Annotated in this window: 11 protein-coding genes; 4 read left to right on the forward strand and 7 right to left on the reverse strand. The window is 66.0% G+C overall.

The features are described 5' to 3' along the window. Positions 1 to 2: 2 nt before the first annotated feature. Positions 3 to 1,235, forward strand: coding sequence for a M20/M25/M40 family metallo-hydrolase (locus tag IB268_RS16745; RefSeq protein ID WP_175163657.1), 1,233 nt, complete (start codon positions 3 to 5; stop codon positions 1,233 to 1,235). Positions 1,236 to 1,266: 31 nt separating this feature from the next. Here IB268_RS16745 and IB268_RS16750 read toward each other — a convergent pair whose 3' ends face one another. Next, the gene (locus IB268_RS16750; RefSeq protein ID WP_192354546.1) at positions 1,267 to 3,315 is read right to left on the reverse strand and encodes an OPT family oligopeptide transporter; all 2,049 of its coding nucleotides are present in this window, start codon (positions 3,313 to 3,315) and stop codon (positions 1,267 to 1,269) included. A 224-nt stretch (positions 3,316 to 3,539) separates the two neighbouring features. On the opposite strand from IB268_RS16750, the gene mdeB reads away from it, so the two are divergent. Next, on the forward strand, positions 3,540 to 6,221 hold the full coding sequence (mdeB, locus tag IB268_RS16755; protein ID WP_192354724.1) for an alpha-ketoglutarate dehydrogenase: 2,682 nt from the start codon (positions 3,540 to 3,542) through the stop codon (positions 6,219 to 6,221). Between the two features lie 190 nt (positions 6,222 to 6,411). Next, positions 6,412 to 8,709 (forward strand): NADP-dependent malic enzyme, encoded by a 2,298-nt coding sequence (locus tag IB268_RS16760; protein WP_054450748.1) that lies wholly within the window; start codon positions 6,412 to 6,414, stop codon positions 8,707 to 8,709. A 6-nt stretch (positions 8,710 to 8,715) separates the two neighbouring features. On the opposite strand, the gene IB268_RS31190 is transcribed toward IB268_RS16760, so the two are convergent. After that, positions 8,716 to 8,844 carry a hypothetical protein gene (locus IB268_RS31190; protein ID WP_255423521.1) on the reverse strand — a complete coding sequence of 43 codons (129 nt, stop codon included), beginning with the start codon at positions 8,842 to 8,844 and terminating at the stop codon, positions 8,716 to 8,718. Between IB268_RS31190 and IB268_RS16765 the strand changes: the two genes are divergently transcribed. Further along, on the forward strand, positions 8,843 to 9,295 hold the full coding sequence (locus IB268_RS16765) for a DUF2214 family protein (protein ID WP_054450746.1): 453 nt from the start codon (positions 8,843 to 8,845) through the stop codon (positions 9,293 to 9,295). The two genes, IB268_RS31190 and IB268_RS16765, sit on opposite strands and share 2 nt — an antisense overlap. A 24-nt stretch (positions 9,296 to 9,319) precedes the next feature. Here IB268_RS16765 and IB268_RS16770 read toward each other — a convergent pair whose 3' ends face one another. From IB268_RS16770 to sdhA, 5 genes are all read right to left on the reverse strand, one after another. Next, positions 9,320 to 10,432, reverse strand: coding sequence for a hypothetical protein (locus IB268_RS16770; protein WP_119450944.1), 1,113 nt, complete (start codon positions 10,430 to 10,432; stop codon positions 9,320 to 9,322). Between the two features lie 101 nt (positions 10,433 to 10,533). Next, the gene (locus IB268_RS16775; RefSeq protein ID WP_013392312.1) at positions 10,534 to 11,844 is read right to left on the reverse strand and encodes a citrate synthase; all 1,311 of its coding nucleotides are present in this window, start codon (positions 11,842 to 11,844) and stop codon (positions 10,534 to 10,536) included. Positions 11,845 to 11,863: 19 nt separating this feature from the next. After that, positions 11,864 to 12,124 carry a succinate dehydrogenase assembly factor 2 gene (locus IB268_RS16780; protein WP_013392311.1) on the reverse strand — a complete coding sequence of 87 codons (261 nt, stop codon included), beginning with the start codon at positions 12,122 to 12,124 and terminating at the stop codon, positions 11,864 to 11,866. A 135-nt stretch (positions 12,125 to 12,259) separates the two neighbouring features. Beyond that, entirely contained in the window at positions 12,260 to 12,976 is a 717-nt protein-coding gene (locus IB268_RS16785; RefSeq protein WP_054450743.1) for a succinate dehydrogenase iron-sulfur subunit, read from the reverse strand. 18 nt (positions 12,977 to 12,994) lie between these two features. Then, entirely contained in the window at positions 12,995 to 14,761 is a 1,767-nt protein-coding gene (gene sdhA / locus IB268_RS16790; protein WP_225589297.1) for a succinate dehydrogenase flavoprotein subunit, read from the reverse strand. Between the last annotated feature and the right edge of the window lie 11 nt (positions 14,762 to 14,772).

Consider the following 14,772-nt stretch of genomic DNA (forward strand, 5'->3'; position numbering starts at 1 on the left):
CCATGACCGACTACGCCCGACTCGACGCCTGGATTGACGCCCACTTTGACGAGGAAGTCCGCTTCCTGCAGGAGCTGGTGCGCGTGCCGACCGACACGCCGCCCGGTAACAACGCACCGCATGCCGAGCGCACGGCCGAGCTGCTGCAAGGCTTCGGCCTGCAGGCGGAAGCCCATCCCGTGCCCGCCGAGGCCGTGCGGGACTATGGCCTGCAATCGATCACCAACCTGATCGTGCGCCGCGAATACGGCGCGGGCGGCCCGCGCGTGGCGCTCAATGCCCACGGCGACGTGGTGCCGCCGGGCGAAGGCTGGGAACATGACCCCTACGGCGGCGAGATCGACGACGGCAGCCTGTACGGCCGCGCCGCCGCGGTCAGCAAGAGCGACTTCGCCAGCTACACGTTCGCCCTGCGCGCGCTGGAAGCCGTCGCCCGCCCCAGCCGCGGCGCCGTCGAACTGCACTTCACCTACGACGAGGAATTCGGCGGCCTGCTCGGCCCCGGCTGGCTGCTGTCCCAAGGACTGACCAAGCCCGATCTGCTGATCGCCGCGGGTTTCAGCTACGAGGTCGTAACCGCCCACAACGGCTGCCTGCAAATGGAAGTGACGGTCCACGGCAAGATGGCGCATGCCGCCATCCCCAGCAGCGGCGTGGACGCGCTGCAAGGCGCGGTTGCCATCCTGAACGCGCTGTACGCGCAGAACGCACGGTACCGGGAAATCCGCTCCAAGGTGCCGGGCATCAGCCACCCCTACCTGAACGTGGGCCGCATCGAAGGCGGCACCAACACCAATGTGGTGCCGGGCAAGGTGGCGTTCAAGCTGGACCGGCGCATGATCCCCGAAGAAAGCGCGGCCGAGGTCGAGGCCGACATCCGCCGCATCATCCAGGAAACCGCTGCTGCCGTGCCCGGCATCAGCGTGGACATCAAGCGCCTGTTACTGGCCAATTCCATGCGCCCGCTGCCCGGCAGCCAGCCGCTGGTGCAGGCCATTCAGAAGCATGGAGAGGAATTGTTCGGCGAGCCCATCGCCGCCATGGGCACGCCGCTCTACACCGACGTGCGCCTGTACGCCGAAGCGGGCATTCCGGGCGTGATCTACGGCGCCGGACCGCGCACCGTGCTGGAATCGCACGCCAAGCGCAACGATGAGCGGGTAGTGCTGGAAGACCTGCGGCGCGCCACCAAGGTCATCGCCCGCACGCTGGCCGACCTGCTGGACGCCGCCTGAGGCGGCCGCCCGGCAGGAATGGCCAGGCGCTTCACGCCAGTTTCATCACCCGGCGCCAGAACAGGATCGCCACCGCCACGAAGACGGCCAACCCCAGGAACGAGGCCGTGTGCTCGAAGCCCGCGCCGGCGATCGCCAGCGGGGCTTCGGTGCCGGCCGCGCCGATGATGCCGGCCATCAGCACGCCGACCAGGCTTTCGCCCACGATCAGGCCCGAGGCGATCAGCACGCCGCGGCGATTGGCTGCGTCGGCGAACTGCTCGTAGGGCTTGCCGGTGGCGGCCGCGCGGCGGCGCAGGGCGCGTTCCAGCAGCCATGCCAGGACCGCGCCGACCACGATGGGCGCGGCGACGGTGGGCGGCAGATAGATGCCGATACCCACGGCCAGCACCGGAATCCGGGCCACGCGGCAGGTGCGCTTCATGATCTCGTCCACCACGATCAGGCCCACGCCGACCGCCATGCCGATCAGGATCATGGTCCAGTTGAGCTGGTGCGTGAAGATGCCGCGCGCGATCGCCAGCATCAGCGTCGCCTGCGGCGCGGACAGGGCCTGCGCCGGGTCCATGCCCTCGCGCGGCATGGCGTCGGCAAAACCGTAGGCGTTGTAAAGCAGTTCCAGCACCGGCGAAATCACTGCCGCGCCGGCGACGCAGCCGATCAGCAGGGCCACCTGCTGACGCCAGGGCGTCGCGCCCACCAGCCAGCCGGTCTTCAGGTCCTGCAGGTTGTCGTTGGAAATGGAGGCCACCGCCACCACCGCCGAGGTGCTGAAGATCGACAGTGCAATCGCCATCTGCACGCCGTTCTGCGCGCCCAGCAATTCGCCGCCCAGCGCCAGCATCAGCAGCGACACCAGCACGATGGCAACGATGCCCACGCCCGAGATCGGGCTGGTCGACGACCCCACCAGGCCGGCCATGTAGCCGCAGGCGGCGGCCACCAGGAAGCCGAAGACGAAGGCAAACAGCACGGCGTAGGCCACCAGCTTCCAGATGCCGGCAGGCGACAGCGGCGCGCCGGACAGGAACACCTGGAAGGTCACCACCAGGACCGCCACCAGCACCAGCGTCACGGCCGAGATCCAGCCGGCCGACAGGTCGCGCTCGGTGCGCGGCGCGCGTCCGGCGCGGGCCGCGCCCGCCTTGGTCAGCGCCGCGAACGAAGCCTTGACGCCGCGCGCCATCGGCATGAACAGCGTGGCCAGCGTCCAGATGGCGCCCACGCCGATCACGCCGGCGCCGATGAAGCGCACCTGCGAAGCCCACAGGCCGGTGGCGTACTTCGCCAGCGACGTGCCCGCCGGGATGTCGCCCATGGCGGTGAGGATGGGCACGGCGATGCCCCAGGAAATGATCAACCCGGTCAGCATGGCCAGGCCCGCGACGATGCCGATCAGGTAGCCCGCGCCCAGCAGCGCCAGCGAAAAGCCCATGGGCAGCCGGAACACCGCGCCGCCCAGCGCGAACCAGCCGCTGACGCTGTCTCCCAGCACGCGCAGTCCGCTGGCCGCGAAGCTGACCGCGGCGGCGACCACGCCGCCGGCCACGATGTCGCCCATGCCGGTCTCGGCCTTGGCTGGCGCGCGTCCGTTGTCCGCGGCCTCGTCCTGGGCGCGCTCGGCGCTGCCCACCCGCAGGATTTCAGCGGCAGCCACGCCTTCCGGATACGGCAGGTCGCTCTGCACCACCATGACATGGCGCAGCGGAATGGTGAACATCACGCCCAGCATGCCGCCGGCGGCGCAGATGCCCAGCGTCTGCCAGAACGGGAAGCCCTGCCAGTGCCCCATCATGACCAGGGCCGGCAGGATGAAGATGATGGACGACAGCGTCCCGGCCGCGGAGGCCTGGGTCTGCACCATGTTGTTTTCGAGGATGTTCGCGTCCTTGAACAGGCGCAGGACGGACATCGAGATCACCGCCGCCGGAATGGCGGATGAGAACGTCAGGCCGACCTTCAGTCCGAGAAAGACGTTGGAAGCCGTGAAGATGACGGTGATGATTGCGCCCAGGAGGATGCCGCGGAACGTAAGTTCGGGCAACGTGACCTCTGCCGGGACGCTGATGGGTTGGGTCATTGCAGTTATTCCTATCTTGCCAGGCGCGAATTCTAGCGCCTTCGCGTCCACCTGGCGGTCACCCCTCTGATACGACCACCAAGCATATCCTCGGCAGAAGCTGCCGCAAGCGGTAAAACTTGCAAAAGATTATGCTGAATTTTCCGAAGTTTCCCCAGAATTTTGATCACCCATGCCAGGGGCTAGGGTCTAGCATGGACGTCAAACCAGGAGACGACAAGACCATGCGCGACGCCAGTTCCGCCCGCCCCGGGCAAGACATCCAGCACGACGCCGACCCCGCCGAAACCGCCGAATGGCGTGAGGCGCTGGAATCGCTGGTACAGGCGGAAGGTTCTGAGCGCGCGGGCTACGTGCTGGACAATCTGCTGGGTCATGCGGCGTCGCTGGGCCTGCGCGCCAACAGCCAGACCCGCACCGCCTACCTCAACACCATCCCCGCCGATCAGGAGCCGCCCTTCCCCGGCAACCTCGCCGTGGAGGAACGGATCGCCCGCATCAACCGCTGGAATGCGCTGGCCATGGTGGTGCGCGCCAACCAGGCGCATGGAGAACTGGGCGGCCACATCGCCAGCTACGCCTCGGCCGCCGACCTGTTCGAGGTCGGCTTCAACCATTTCTTTCGCGCGCAGAGCCCGGACGGCCCCGGCGACCTGGTCTACATGCAGCCGCACTCGGCGCCCGGCGTGTATGCCCGCGCCTATCTGGAAGGCTTTCTGGGCGAAGAGGACCTGGCGCATTTCCGCCAGGAGATCACGGCTGGCGCGCGCGGCCTGCGCGGGCTGTCGTCGTATCCGCACCCGTGGCTGATGCCGGATTTCTGGCAATTCCCCACGGGCTCGATGGGCATCGGCCCCATCAACGCCATCTACCAGGCGCGCTTCATGCGCTACCTGGAGCACCGTTCGCTGATGCCCGGCGGCGACCGCAAGGTCTGGGGCATCTTCGGCGATGGCGAAATGGACGAACCTGAATCCATCGCCGCGCTGACGCTGGCCGCGCGCGAAAAGCTCGACAACCTGGTGTTCGTGGTCAATTGCAACCTGCAGCGCCTGGACGGCCCGGTGCGCGGCAACGGCCGCATCATCGACGAACTGGAAACGCTGTACGCGGGCGCCGGCTGGAACGTCATCAAGCTGGTCTGGGGCAGCGACTGGGACGCGCTCCTGCGGCGCGACACCAACGGCGCCCTGGCGCGCGCCTTCGCCAATACCGTGGACGGACAGTTCCAGACCTTCGCGGCCAACGACGGCGCCTTCAACCGCGCCCACTTCTTCAACCAGAATCCCGAACTGGCCGCCCTGGTGGCCGACTGGAGCGACGAAGCCATCGACCGCCTCCACCGCGGCGGCCATGACATGGTGAAGATCCACGCGGCCTACCACCGCGCCGTGCGCCATCGCGGCCAGCCCACGGTGATCCTGGCGCAGACCAAGAAGGGTTTCGGCATGGGCTCGGCCGGCCAGGGCAAGATGACCACGCACCAGCAGAAGAAGCTGGATGACGAGGCGCTGCTGGCCTTCCGCGACCGCTTCGCGCTGCCGATCTCGGACGCCGATTGCCTGGCGCTGAAGTTCTACCGCCCGGCCGAGGACAGCGCCGAACTGCGCCACCTGCAGGCGCGCCGCGCCGCGCTGGGCGGCCACATTCCCCGCCGCAATACCGAGGCGCCGCGCCTGGCGCCGCCGGACGCGGAGCACTGGGCGCGCTTCGCGCTGGCCGCCGACGGCAAGGAAATGTCGTCCACCATGGCCATCGTGCGCATGCTCACCGCCCTGCTCAAGGACGCCAACGTGGGGCCGCGCATCGTGCCCATCGTGGCGGACGAGGCGCGCACCTTCGGCATGGCCAACCTGTTCCGACAGATCGGCATCTATTCCGCGCAAGGCCAGCTCTACGAACCCGAAGACATCGGCTCGGTGCTGTATTACCGCGAGGCGCGCGACGGCCAGATCCTGGAAGAAGGCATTACCGAGGCCGGCGCGATTTCCTCGTGGACGGCCGCGGGCACCAGCTATTCGGTCAACGGCCTGCCGATGCTGCCCTTCTATATCTATTACTCGATGTTCGGCTTCCAGCGCATCGGCGACCTGATCTGGGCTGCCGCCGATCAGCGCACGCGCGGCTTCCTTGTCGGCGCCACCTCCGGCCGCACCACACTCGGCGGCGAGGGGCTGCAGCACCAGGACGGCTCCAGCCACATCATGGCCGCCGCCGTGCCGAACTGCCGCGCCTATGACCCGGCCTATGCCTACGAGGTCGCCATCATCGTCGAGCACGGCATGCGCCGCATGCTGGACGAACAGCGCGACGAGTTCTACTACCTGACCGTCACCAACGAGAACCTGGCACAGCCGGACATGCCGGCAGGCAACGACGTGCGCGAGGGCATCCTGCGCGGCATGTACCGCCTGCGGCCCGCGCGCGGGCAGGCCCAGGTGCGCCTGCTGGGCGCGGGCCCGATGCTGCGCGAGGCCGAACTCGCGGCGGAGCGCCTGCAGGCCGATTACGGCGTGGACGCCGAAGTCTGGAGCGTCACCAGCTTTTCCGAACTGGCCCGCGACGGCCGCGAAGCCGAACGCGCCCGCGTGCTCGGCCTTGCATCCGGCGCCGACTGGGTCCGCAGCTGCCTGGGCGCCAGCAACGCCCCGGTAGTCGCCGCCAGCGACTACGTGCGCGCCGTGCCGGAACAGATCCGCGCCTGGGTGCCCGCGCCCTACCGCACGCTGGGCACCGACGGCTTCGGCCGCAGCGATACCCGCGCCCAGCTGCGCGACTTCTTCGAGGTCAGCGCGGATTGGATCGTGCTGTACGCGCTGGACAGCCTGGACCGCCAGGAAGATGCCCAGGCGTTGCGCGCGCGCCTGAATGCCGGCGCGCGGCAAACGCCGCCTTGGGATAGATAGGATTGCAATCCGCAATGCAGCGAGGTTTTGCGCAAAATCGTCCATTCGCTGCAGCGCAACAACCAAGCACCCGCGCTTTCTGTTGAAATACGGGTGTTCCCAAGCATTTCCCAGAAAATACGGCGGGCCGCGAGCCCGCTTTTTGCAATCCCATTTCCTTTCCATTTAGCGCCCGCAAGGCCTGTATCCCATGGACGAAACCCTCACCAAAATGGCGTTGGACTACCACGCCTACCCCACCCCCGGCAAAATCTCGGTCACTCCGACCAAGACGCTGGCCAACCAGGACGACCTGTCCCTGGCCTACTCCCCCGGCGTGGCAGCCGCCTGCATGGCCATCTTCGACCAGGGCGATGACGCCGCCTCGAAGTACACCTCGCGCGGCAACCTGGTGGGCGTGATCACCAACGGCACCGCCGTGCTGGGCCTGGGCAACATCGGCCCGCTGGCCGCCAAGCCCGTGATGGAAGGCAAGGGCTGCCTGTTCAAGAAGTTCGCCGGCATCGACGTGTTCGACATCGAACTGGCCGAGAACGACCCCGACAAGCTGGTCGACATCATCGCCGCGCTGGAACCCACGCTGGGCGGCGTCAACCTCGAGGACATCAAGGCGCCCGAGTGCTTCTACATCGAGAAGAAGCTGCGCGAGCGCATGAAGATCCCCGTCTTCCACGACGACCAGCACGGCACCGCCATCATTTCGTCGGCTGCCATCCTGAACGGCCTGAAGGTCGTGAACAAGGACATCGGCAAGGTCAAGCTGGCCTGCTCCGGCGCCGGCGCCGCCGCCATCGCCTGCCTGGACCTGCTGGTCCACCTGGGCGTCAAGCGCGAGAACATCTACGTGGTGGATTCGCGCGGCGTGATCTGGGACGGCCGCGATGAAAACATGGAAGCCAACAAGAAGCGCTACGCGCAGAAGACCGACGCACGCACGCTGGCCGACGTGGTCAACGGCGCCGACGTGTTCCTGGGCTGCTCGACCGCCGGCGTGCTGACCGCCGACATGGTCAAGACCATGGCCGCCAGCCCGCTGATCCTGGCGCTGGCCAATCCGGAACCGGAAATCCGTCCTGAAGTGGCCAAGGCCGCCCGCCCGGACTGCATCATCGCCACCGGCCGTTCGGACTACCCGAACCAGGTCAACAACGTGCTGTGCTTCCCCTTCATCTTCCGCGGCGCCATGGACGCCGGCGCGTCGCGCATCACGGAAGAGATGAAGCTGGCTTGCGTGAAGGCCATCGCCGAACTGGCGCAAGCCGAGCAGAACGACGAAGTGGCCCGCGCCTACGCCGGCCAGGAACTGTCGTTCGGCCCGGACTACATCATCCCCAAGCCCTTCGACCCGCGCCTGATCGTCCAGATCGCCCCCGCCGTGGCCCAGGCCGCCGCCGACTCCGGCGTGGCCGCCCGCCCCATCGAGGACATCGAAGCCTACCGCCAGAAGCTGATGGGCTTCGTGTACCACTCGGGCCAGCTGATGCGTCCGCTGTTCGCCCAGGCCAAGAAGGCGCCCAAGCGCGTCATCTACGCCGACGGCGAAGACGAGCGCGTGCTGCGCGCGGTACAGACCGTGGCCGATGAGAAGCTGGCGTTCCCGATCCTGATCGGCCGCCCGGCCGTCATCGAAATGCGCATCAAGAAGTTCGGCCTGCGCCTGGCGGCCGGCCAGGACTTCGAGATCGTGGATCCGGAAGACGACAGCCGCTTCAACGAAACCTGGAACGCGTACTACCAGCTGAAGGGCCGCGAAGGCGTGACGCCGGCCATCGCCAAGGCGATGATCCGCAAGCACAACACGCTGATCGGCGCGATGCTGCTGCGTCGCGGCGACGCGGATGCCCTGCTGTGCGGCGTGGCCAGCAAGTACGACAACCAGCTCAAGTACATCGACGAAATCATCGGCAAGAAGGAAGGCCAGACCTACGCCGCCCTGAACGTGCTGATGCTGCCCGACCAGACGCTGTTCGTCACCGACACCCACGTCAACGAGAACCCGACGGCCGAGGAAGTCGCCAGCATCACCATCCAGGCCGCGGACGAAATGCTGCGCTTTGGCGTGGTGCCGAAGATCGCCCTGCTGTCGCACTCCAACTTCGGCAGCCGCGTGACGGAATCCTCGCGCAAGATGGCCGCCGCGCGCCAGATGGTGCAGGACCGCGCTCCCGACCTGGAAGTCGACGGCGAAATGCACGCCGACGCCGCCCTGTCGGAAAAGATCCGCGTCCTGGCCTACCCGGACAGCACGCTCAAGGGCCGCGCCAACCTGCTCGTCATGCCCACGCTGGACACCGGCAACATCACGTACAACATGCTGAAGATGACTGGCAGCAATGGCGTCGCGATGGGCCCGATCCTGCTGGGCGCGGCGCGCCCCGTGCACATCCTGACCACCAGCGCCACCGTGCGCCGCATCGTCAACATGACGGCGCTGGCCGTGGTGGACGCGCAGCAGGAAGCCGCCGAGGCCGCCAAGAAGCGCCGTTGATGATAGTCAGCCGCTGAGCAATGGGCGCCCCTCGGGGCGCCCATTTTCATTGCGCGGGCTCATGCCGCCGCGATAGCCCGCCGGCACGGGCTGATGGTAAAAACCAAGTTCAACCTTGTTTTCTGGAGTCAACATGCTGGCCGACGCCTTGTATGCCTGGTTTCACTACCTGGCCATCTTCCTGCTGGTGGTGGTCCTGACCGCCGAAGCCGTGCTGCTGCGGCCCGATCTCACTGCCGCCGGCCTCAAGCGCCTGGTCATCTATGACCGCCTCTATGCGCTGAGCGCCGTGGTGGTGCTCATCACTGGTGTGCTGCGCCTGACGCTGGGCATCAAGGGCGCCGCGTTCTACATGAGCAATCCCTGGTTCCATGCCAAGATCACGCTCTTCGTCATCATCGGGCTCTGTTCGATCGCGCCGACGATGACCTTCCTGCGCTGGGCCAAGCAGTCGCGGCAGCAGCCGGGCTTCTTGCCTGCGGCCGCCGACATCAAGCGGGCGCGGCGCTGGGTCATGATCGAATCGCACCTGTTCATCTTCCTGCCGCTGTTCGCCGTGCTGATGGCGCGCGGCATCGGCGCGTAACACCCGCCCGCGAGGGCCGTGCGCTCAAGGGCAGGATGCGCGACGGGGGGCCTCGGGTTCCTCGTCGCCCACGACGAAGGTGGCGAAGTGGAAGACGCCCACCGTGTCGTTCCGGACCACGTCCACGACCTCGCCAGCCAAGGTCTGCATCACCGACATGCCTTCCGGCACGTCCGCCTGGCCGTCGCGTGTGGCGGCCTGGCCATTCCAGGGGCTCAGCACCAGCACGCCCGGGAACGGCTCGCGCGCATCGCCGCGGCCGCGGCGCACCGACTTGACCTGGGTGCCGGCAGCATAGCTCACGCCGCCGAATCGCGTCGGGCAGGCCAGTTCCGCATCGCTGACCCGCAGCAGGCGCCGCGCCTCGTCCAGGTACAGCCGGGGCTCGCTCAAGGGCAGCCCGAATATCCGGACCGCCATCGGATCCTTGACCTCGATGCGCCAGCGGTCCGGATCGCTCGAGCCATCGGTGTAGACCGTGCCGCCGGAGCCGTAGACGATGGAACCCGGCGCAAGGTCCAGGGTTTCGGCGCGGTTGCCCGGCCCCAGCACGCACTTGTCCAGCGCCCTCATCGCGCCATCGCGCGCCACCTCGAATTCGATATCCTGCGTGGCGTCGCACTGCCAGCCCAGCACGGTCTGGCTGCCCGCGCCACGCAGGATGACGTTGCGCGGATAGCGGCCCCGCAAGGCGTAGGTTTCGTCGTCATAGTCCGAATTGAGATAGCGCCGCGCGCTCGACGCCTGCACGCCATACATGGCCACGGGCTGCGGAAATTCCGCTTCGAGATAGGTCTCCAGCTGCCCTTCGTCCTGCAGCTTCAGTCGAGTGCCCGCGGGCATGGCGATGCCGCCGACGGTCGTGACTTCCTGCAGCGTGACATTGCGGGCTGCCTCGGCACGGGCGCCCTCTCGCTCGATTTGCCAGATCACCGTCTGCACCCAGGCATAGAAGGCGAACGGCACGGCCAGCACGACGAACACCAGGGAAGAAGTCTTCCAGTACTTGCGCACCGTACGGCGCGCGCCGCCGCTGGCGACCAGGACCACGGCCCAGGCCAGCAGCGCCAGACCGGCAAGAAAACCCAGGGAAACAAAAATGTAGAAGCCAGCAGAAGGCAGCGCTATCGGAATCATGGCAAGGATGGTACACGCCAAACCATCGCGCCGCGGCCACACGGCGTACAGGCAACAAAAAACCGCCCGAAGGCGGTTTCTTGTTCAAGCCAGACTGCGTATCAACGCTTGTCCATCGGGGGCACGTCGCGCGTGACCGAACCGGTGAACAGCTGGCGCGGACGGCCGATCTTGTAATCGGGATCCGACAGCATTTCGTTCCACTGGGCGATCCAGCCCACCGTGCGGGCCAGCGCGAAGATGGCCGTGAACAGCGAGGTCGGGATGCCGATGGCGCGCTGGACGATACCCGAGTAGAAGTCCACGTTCGGGTACAGCTTGCGCTGGACGAAGTACGGATCCGACAGGGCGATGCGTTCCAGTTCCATGGCCAGCTTGAACAGCGGGTCGTTTTCCAGGCCCAGGGCCGAGAGCACTTCCTTGCAGGTTTCCTGCATCAGCTTGGCGCGCGGGTCGTAGTTCTTGTAGACGCGGTGGCCAAAGCCCATCAGGCGCACGCCCGAGTTCTTGTCCTTGACCTTCTCCATGAACTCGCCGACCTTGGCGATGCCGCCGTTGGCTTGCAGCTCTTCCAGCATCTGCAGGCAAGCTTCGTTGGCGCCGCCGTGAGCCGGGCCCCACAGGCAAGCCACGCCGGCCGAGATGGCGGCGAACGGGTTGGTGCCCGACGAACCGCACAGGCGGACGGTCGAGGTCGAAGCGTTCTGCTCGTGGTCGGCGTGCAGGATGAAGATGCGGTCCAGCGCGCGCTCGACGACTTCGTTCACCTTGTAGTCTTCGCACGGCGTGGCGAACATCATGCGCAGGAAGTTGCCCGTGTAGGACAGGTCGTTCTGCGGGTAGATGAAGGGCTGGCCTTGCGAATACTTATAGGCCATCGCGACCAGCGTCGGCATCTTGGCGATCAGGCGGATGGCCGAGATGTGACGATGCTGCGGGTTCGTGATGTCGGTGGAGTCGTGGTAGAACGCGGACAGCGCGCCGACCAGGCCGGTCAGCACGGCCATCGGGTGCGCGTCGCGACGGAAGCCGCGCAGGAAGAAGTGCAGCTGCTCGTTGACCATCGTGTGATGGGTCACTTGCGAATCGAAATCGGCCTTCTGGTCCTTGTTGGGCAGTTCGCCGTTCAGGATCAGGTAGCAGATGTCCATGAAGTCGCAATTGACGGCCAATTGCTCGATGGGGTAGCCGCGGTACAGCAGTTCGCCCTTGTCGCCGTCGATGTACGTGATGCCCGATTCGCAGGCAGCGGTGGACATGAAGCCGGGGTCAAACGTGAACATGCCCGTCTGGCCGTACAGCTTGCGGATGTCGATCACATCCGGACCAACCGTACCCTTGTAAACAGGGAACTCAATGGGGGCGCTGCCATCCGAGAAGGATAGAGTGGCTTTTTTGTCAGACAGGTTCATGTTCATTCCTCTCAATTAATCAGAGCGCGCGCATCTGGCCAATGATGCTCCGAAGCCTGGGCGTGTCCAGCGCGCCCTCAAGCTCTTTGCGGGCCAGCAGCAGGTCGAGAAGGTCGTTGTCTCCCATCTCGAAAAGCTGCGTCAATGCGGCTACGTCATCATCGGTAAGCTCAGCCTCGTGGGCATCCAGATACCGGGTGATGATCAAGTCGTTTTCGAGCAAGCCGCGGCGCGCCCGCCAACGCAAGCGCGCCCGCTCCAATTCAGTTAGCTTGCTCATCCTTCTTTACACCTTTAAAAGCCCCCACGCCGCACCCGCTACGCGGGCTTGCTGCCCCCCCCTTGGGGGCGTTTTTGCCTTGGGACGGCCCGGCGGCAAAAAATGCCGCCGGAGGCAAAATGCGCTTAATAAAAACTAGACCGTACGGCGAACCATCAGTTCCTTGATCTTGCCGATCGCCTTGGTCGGGTTCAGTCCCTTGGGACAGACGTCGACGCAATTCATGATGGTGTGGCAACGGAACAGGCGGTACGGATCGTCCAGATTGTCGAGGCGGCTGCCCGTGGCTTCGTCGCGGCTGTCGGCGATGAAGCGGTAGGCTTGCAGCAGGCCGGCCGGGCCGACGAACTTGTCCGGGTTCCACCAGAACGACGGGCAGGAAGTGGAACAGCACGCGCACAGAATGCACTCGTACAGGCCATCCAGCTCTTCGCGGGCCTCGGGCGACTGCAGACGTTCCTTTTCGGGCGGCGGCGTGTCGTTGATGAGGTACGGGCGGATCGAGTGGTACTGGTTGAAGAAGTGCGTCATGTCCACGATCAGGTCGCGGATGACGGGCAGGCCCGGCAGCGGACGCAGAACGATGGGTTCCTTCAGTTCGCGCAGGTTGGTCGTGCACGCCAGACCGTTCTTGCCGTTGATGTTCATGGCGTCCGAACCGCACACGCCTTCACGGCACGAGCGGCGCAGGGCCAGGCTGTCATCGACGTCGTTCTTGATGCGCACCAGCGCATCGAGCAGCATCTTGTCGGTCGGCTGGAGTTCGACTTCCAGCTTCTGCATGTACGGGCGCTCGTCCTTGTCCGGATCGTAGCGGTAGATTTCGAACTTGACGATTCTCTTGGTGCTCATAGTGGGCTCAATCCGGACTTAGAAGGTACGCGCCTTGGGCGGGAAGGACTCGACCGTCAGCGGCTTCATCTGCACGGGCTTGTAATCCAGGCGGCTGCCTTCGGAGTACCACAGCGTGTGCTTCAGCCAGTTCTCGTCGTCGCGCGTCGGGTGGTCGTCCAGCGCGTGCGCGCCGCGGCTTTCGGTGCGGTTGGCGGCCGACTTGATCGTGGCGCGGGCCACTTCGGTCATGTTCGCCAATTCCAGCGCCTCGACGCGCGCGGTGTTGAACACCTTGGACTTGTCCTTGAAGTAGATGTTGTCGGCTTGCTTGGCCAGATCTTCGATCTGGGTCACGCCTTCGTTCAGCAGTTCCAGCGTGCGGAACACGCCGCAGTGGCGCTGCATCGAGAAGCGGATGGCGTTGCCGATGTCCTGGGTCTTCTCGCCCGAGGTGCGCGATTCCAGCTTGTTGATGCGGTCCAGCGAGAATTCGACGGCTTGCTGCGGCACGGGCTGGTGCGCGTGCTGGCGTTCCGGATGCGAATTGACGATGTGGTTGCCGGTGGCGCGACCGAACACGATCAGGTCCAGCAGCGAGTTGGTGCCCAGGCGGTTGGCGCCGTGCACCGACACCGCGGCGCATTCGCCGATGGCGTACAGGCCGTTGACGATCTTGTTCTCGCCGTTTTCGCGCGTCAGCACCTGGCCGTGGTAGTTGGCCGGAATGCCGCCCATCTGGTAGTGGATGGTCGGAACGACGGGGATCGGTTCCTTGATCGGGTCCACGTTGCCGAACTTGATCGCGATTTCGCGGATCGAGGGCAGACGCTTGTTGATCACGTCGGCGCCCAGGTGATCCAGCTTGAGGACCACGTAGCTGCCGTCCGGACCGCAGCCGCGGCCTTCCTTGATTTCCTGGTCCATCGAGCGGGACACGAAGTCGCGCGGGGCCAGATCCTTCAGCGTGGGCGCATAGCGCTCCATGAAGCGTTCGCCATCCTTGTTCAGCAGGATGCCGCCTTCGCCGCGCACGCCTTCGGTGATCAGCACGCCGGCGCCGGCCACGCCGGTCGGGTGGAATTGCCAGAATTCCATGTCCTGCAGCGGAATGCCCGCGCGGGCGGCCATGCCCAGGCCGTCACCGGTGTTGATGAAGGCGTTGGTGGAAGCGGCCCAGATGCGGCCGGCGCCGCCGGTGGCCAGCACCGTGGTCTTGGCTTCCAGGATGTAGATTTCGCCCGTTTCCATTTCCAGGGCGGTCACGCCCACGACGTCGCCCGCTTCGTTGCGCAGCAGGTCCAGCGCCATCCATTCGACGAAGAACTGGGTACGCGCGGCGACGTTGCGCTGGTAGAGGGTGTGCAGCAGCGCGTGGCCGGTGCGGTCGGCAGCGGCACAGGCGCGCTGGACCGGCTTTTCACCGAAGTTGGCGGTGTGGCCGCCGAACGGACGCTGGTAGATGGTGCCGTCGGGGTTGCGGTCGAACGGCATGCCGAAGTGCTCGAGCTCGTACACGGCGTTCGGCGCTTCACGGCACATGAATTCGATGGCGTCCTGGTCGCCCAGCCAGTCCGAACCCTTGACGGTGTCGTACATGTGCCAGTACCAGTTGTCTTCGCTCATGTTGCCCAGCGAGGCGCTCACGCCGCCCTGTGCGGCAACCGTGTGCGAACGCGTGGGGAACACCTTGGACAGCACTGCAACGGACAGGCCCGCTTGGGACAGTTGCAGCGAACAACGCATGCCGGCTCCACCGGCGCCAACGACCACCACATCAAACTGGCGGCGCGGCAGGGATTTCATGACAGAGACCA

Source organism: Achromobacter sp. ACM01, from assembly GCF_014851745.1.
Classification (GTDB): domain Bacteria; phylum Pseudomonadota; class Gammaproteobacteria; order Burkholderiales; family Burkholderiaceae_B; genus Achromobacter; species Achromobacter aegrifaciens.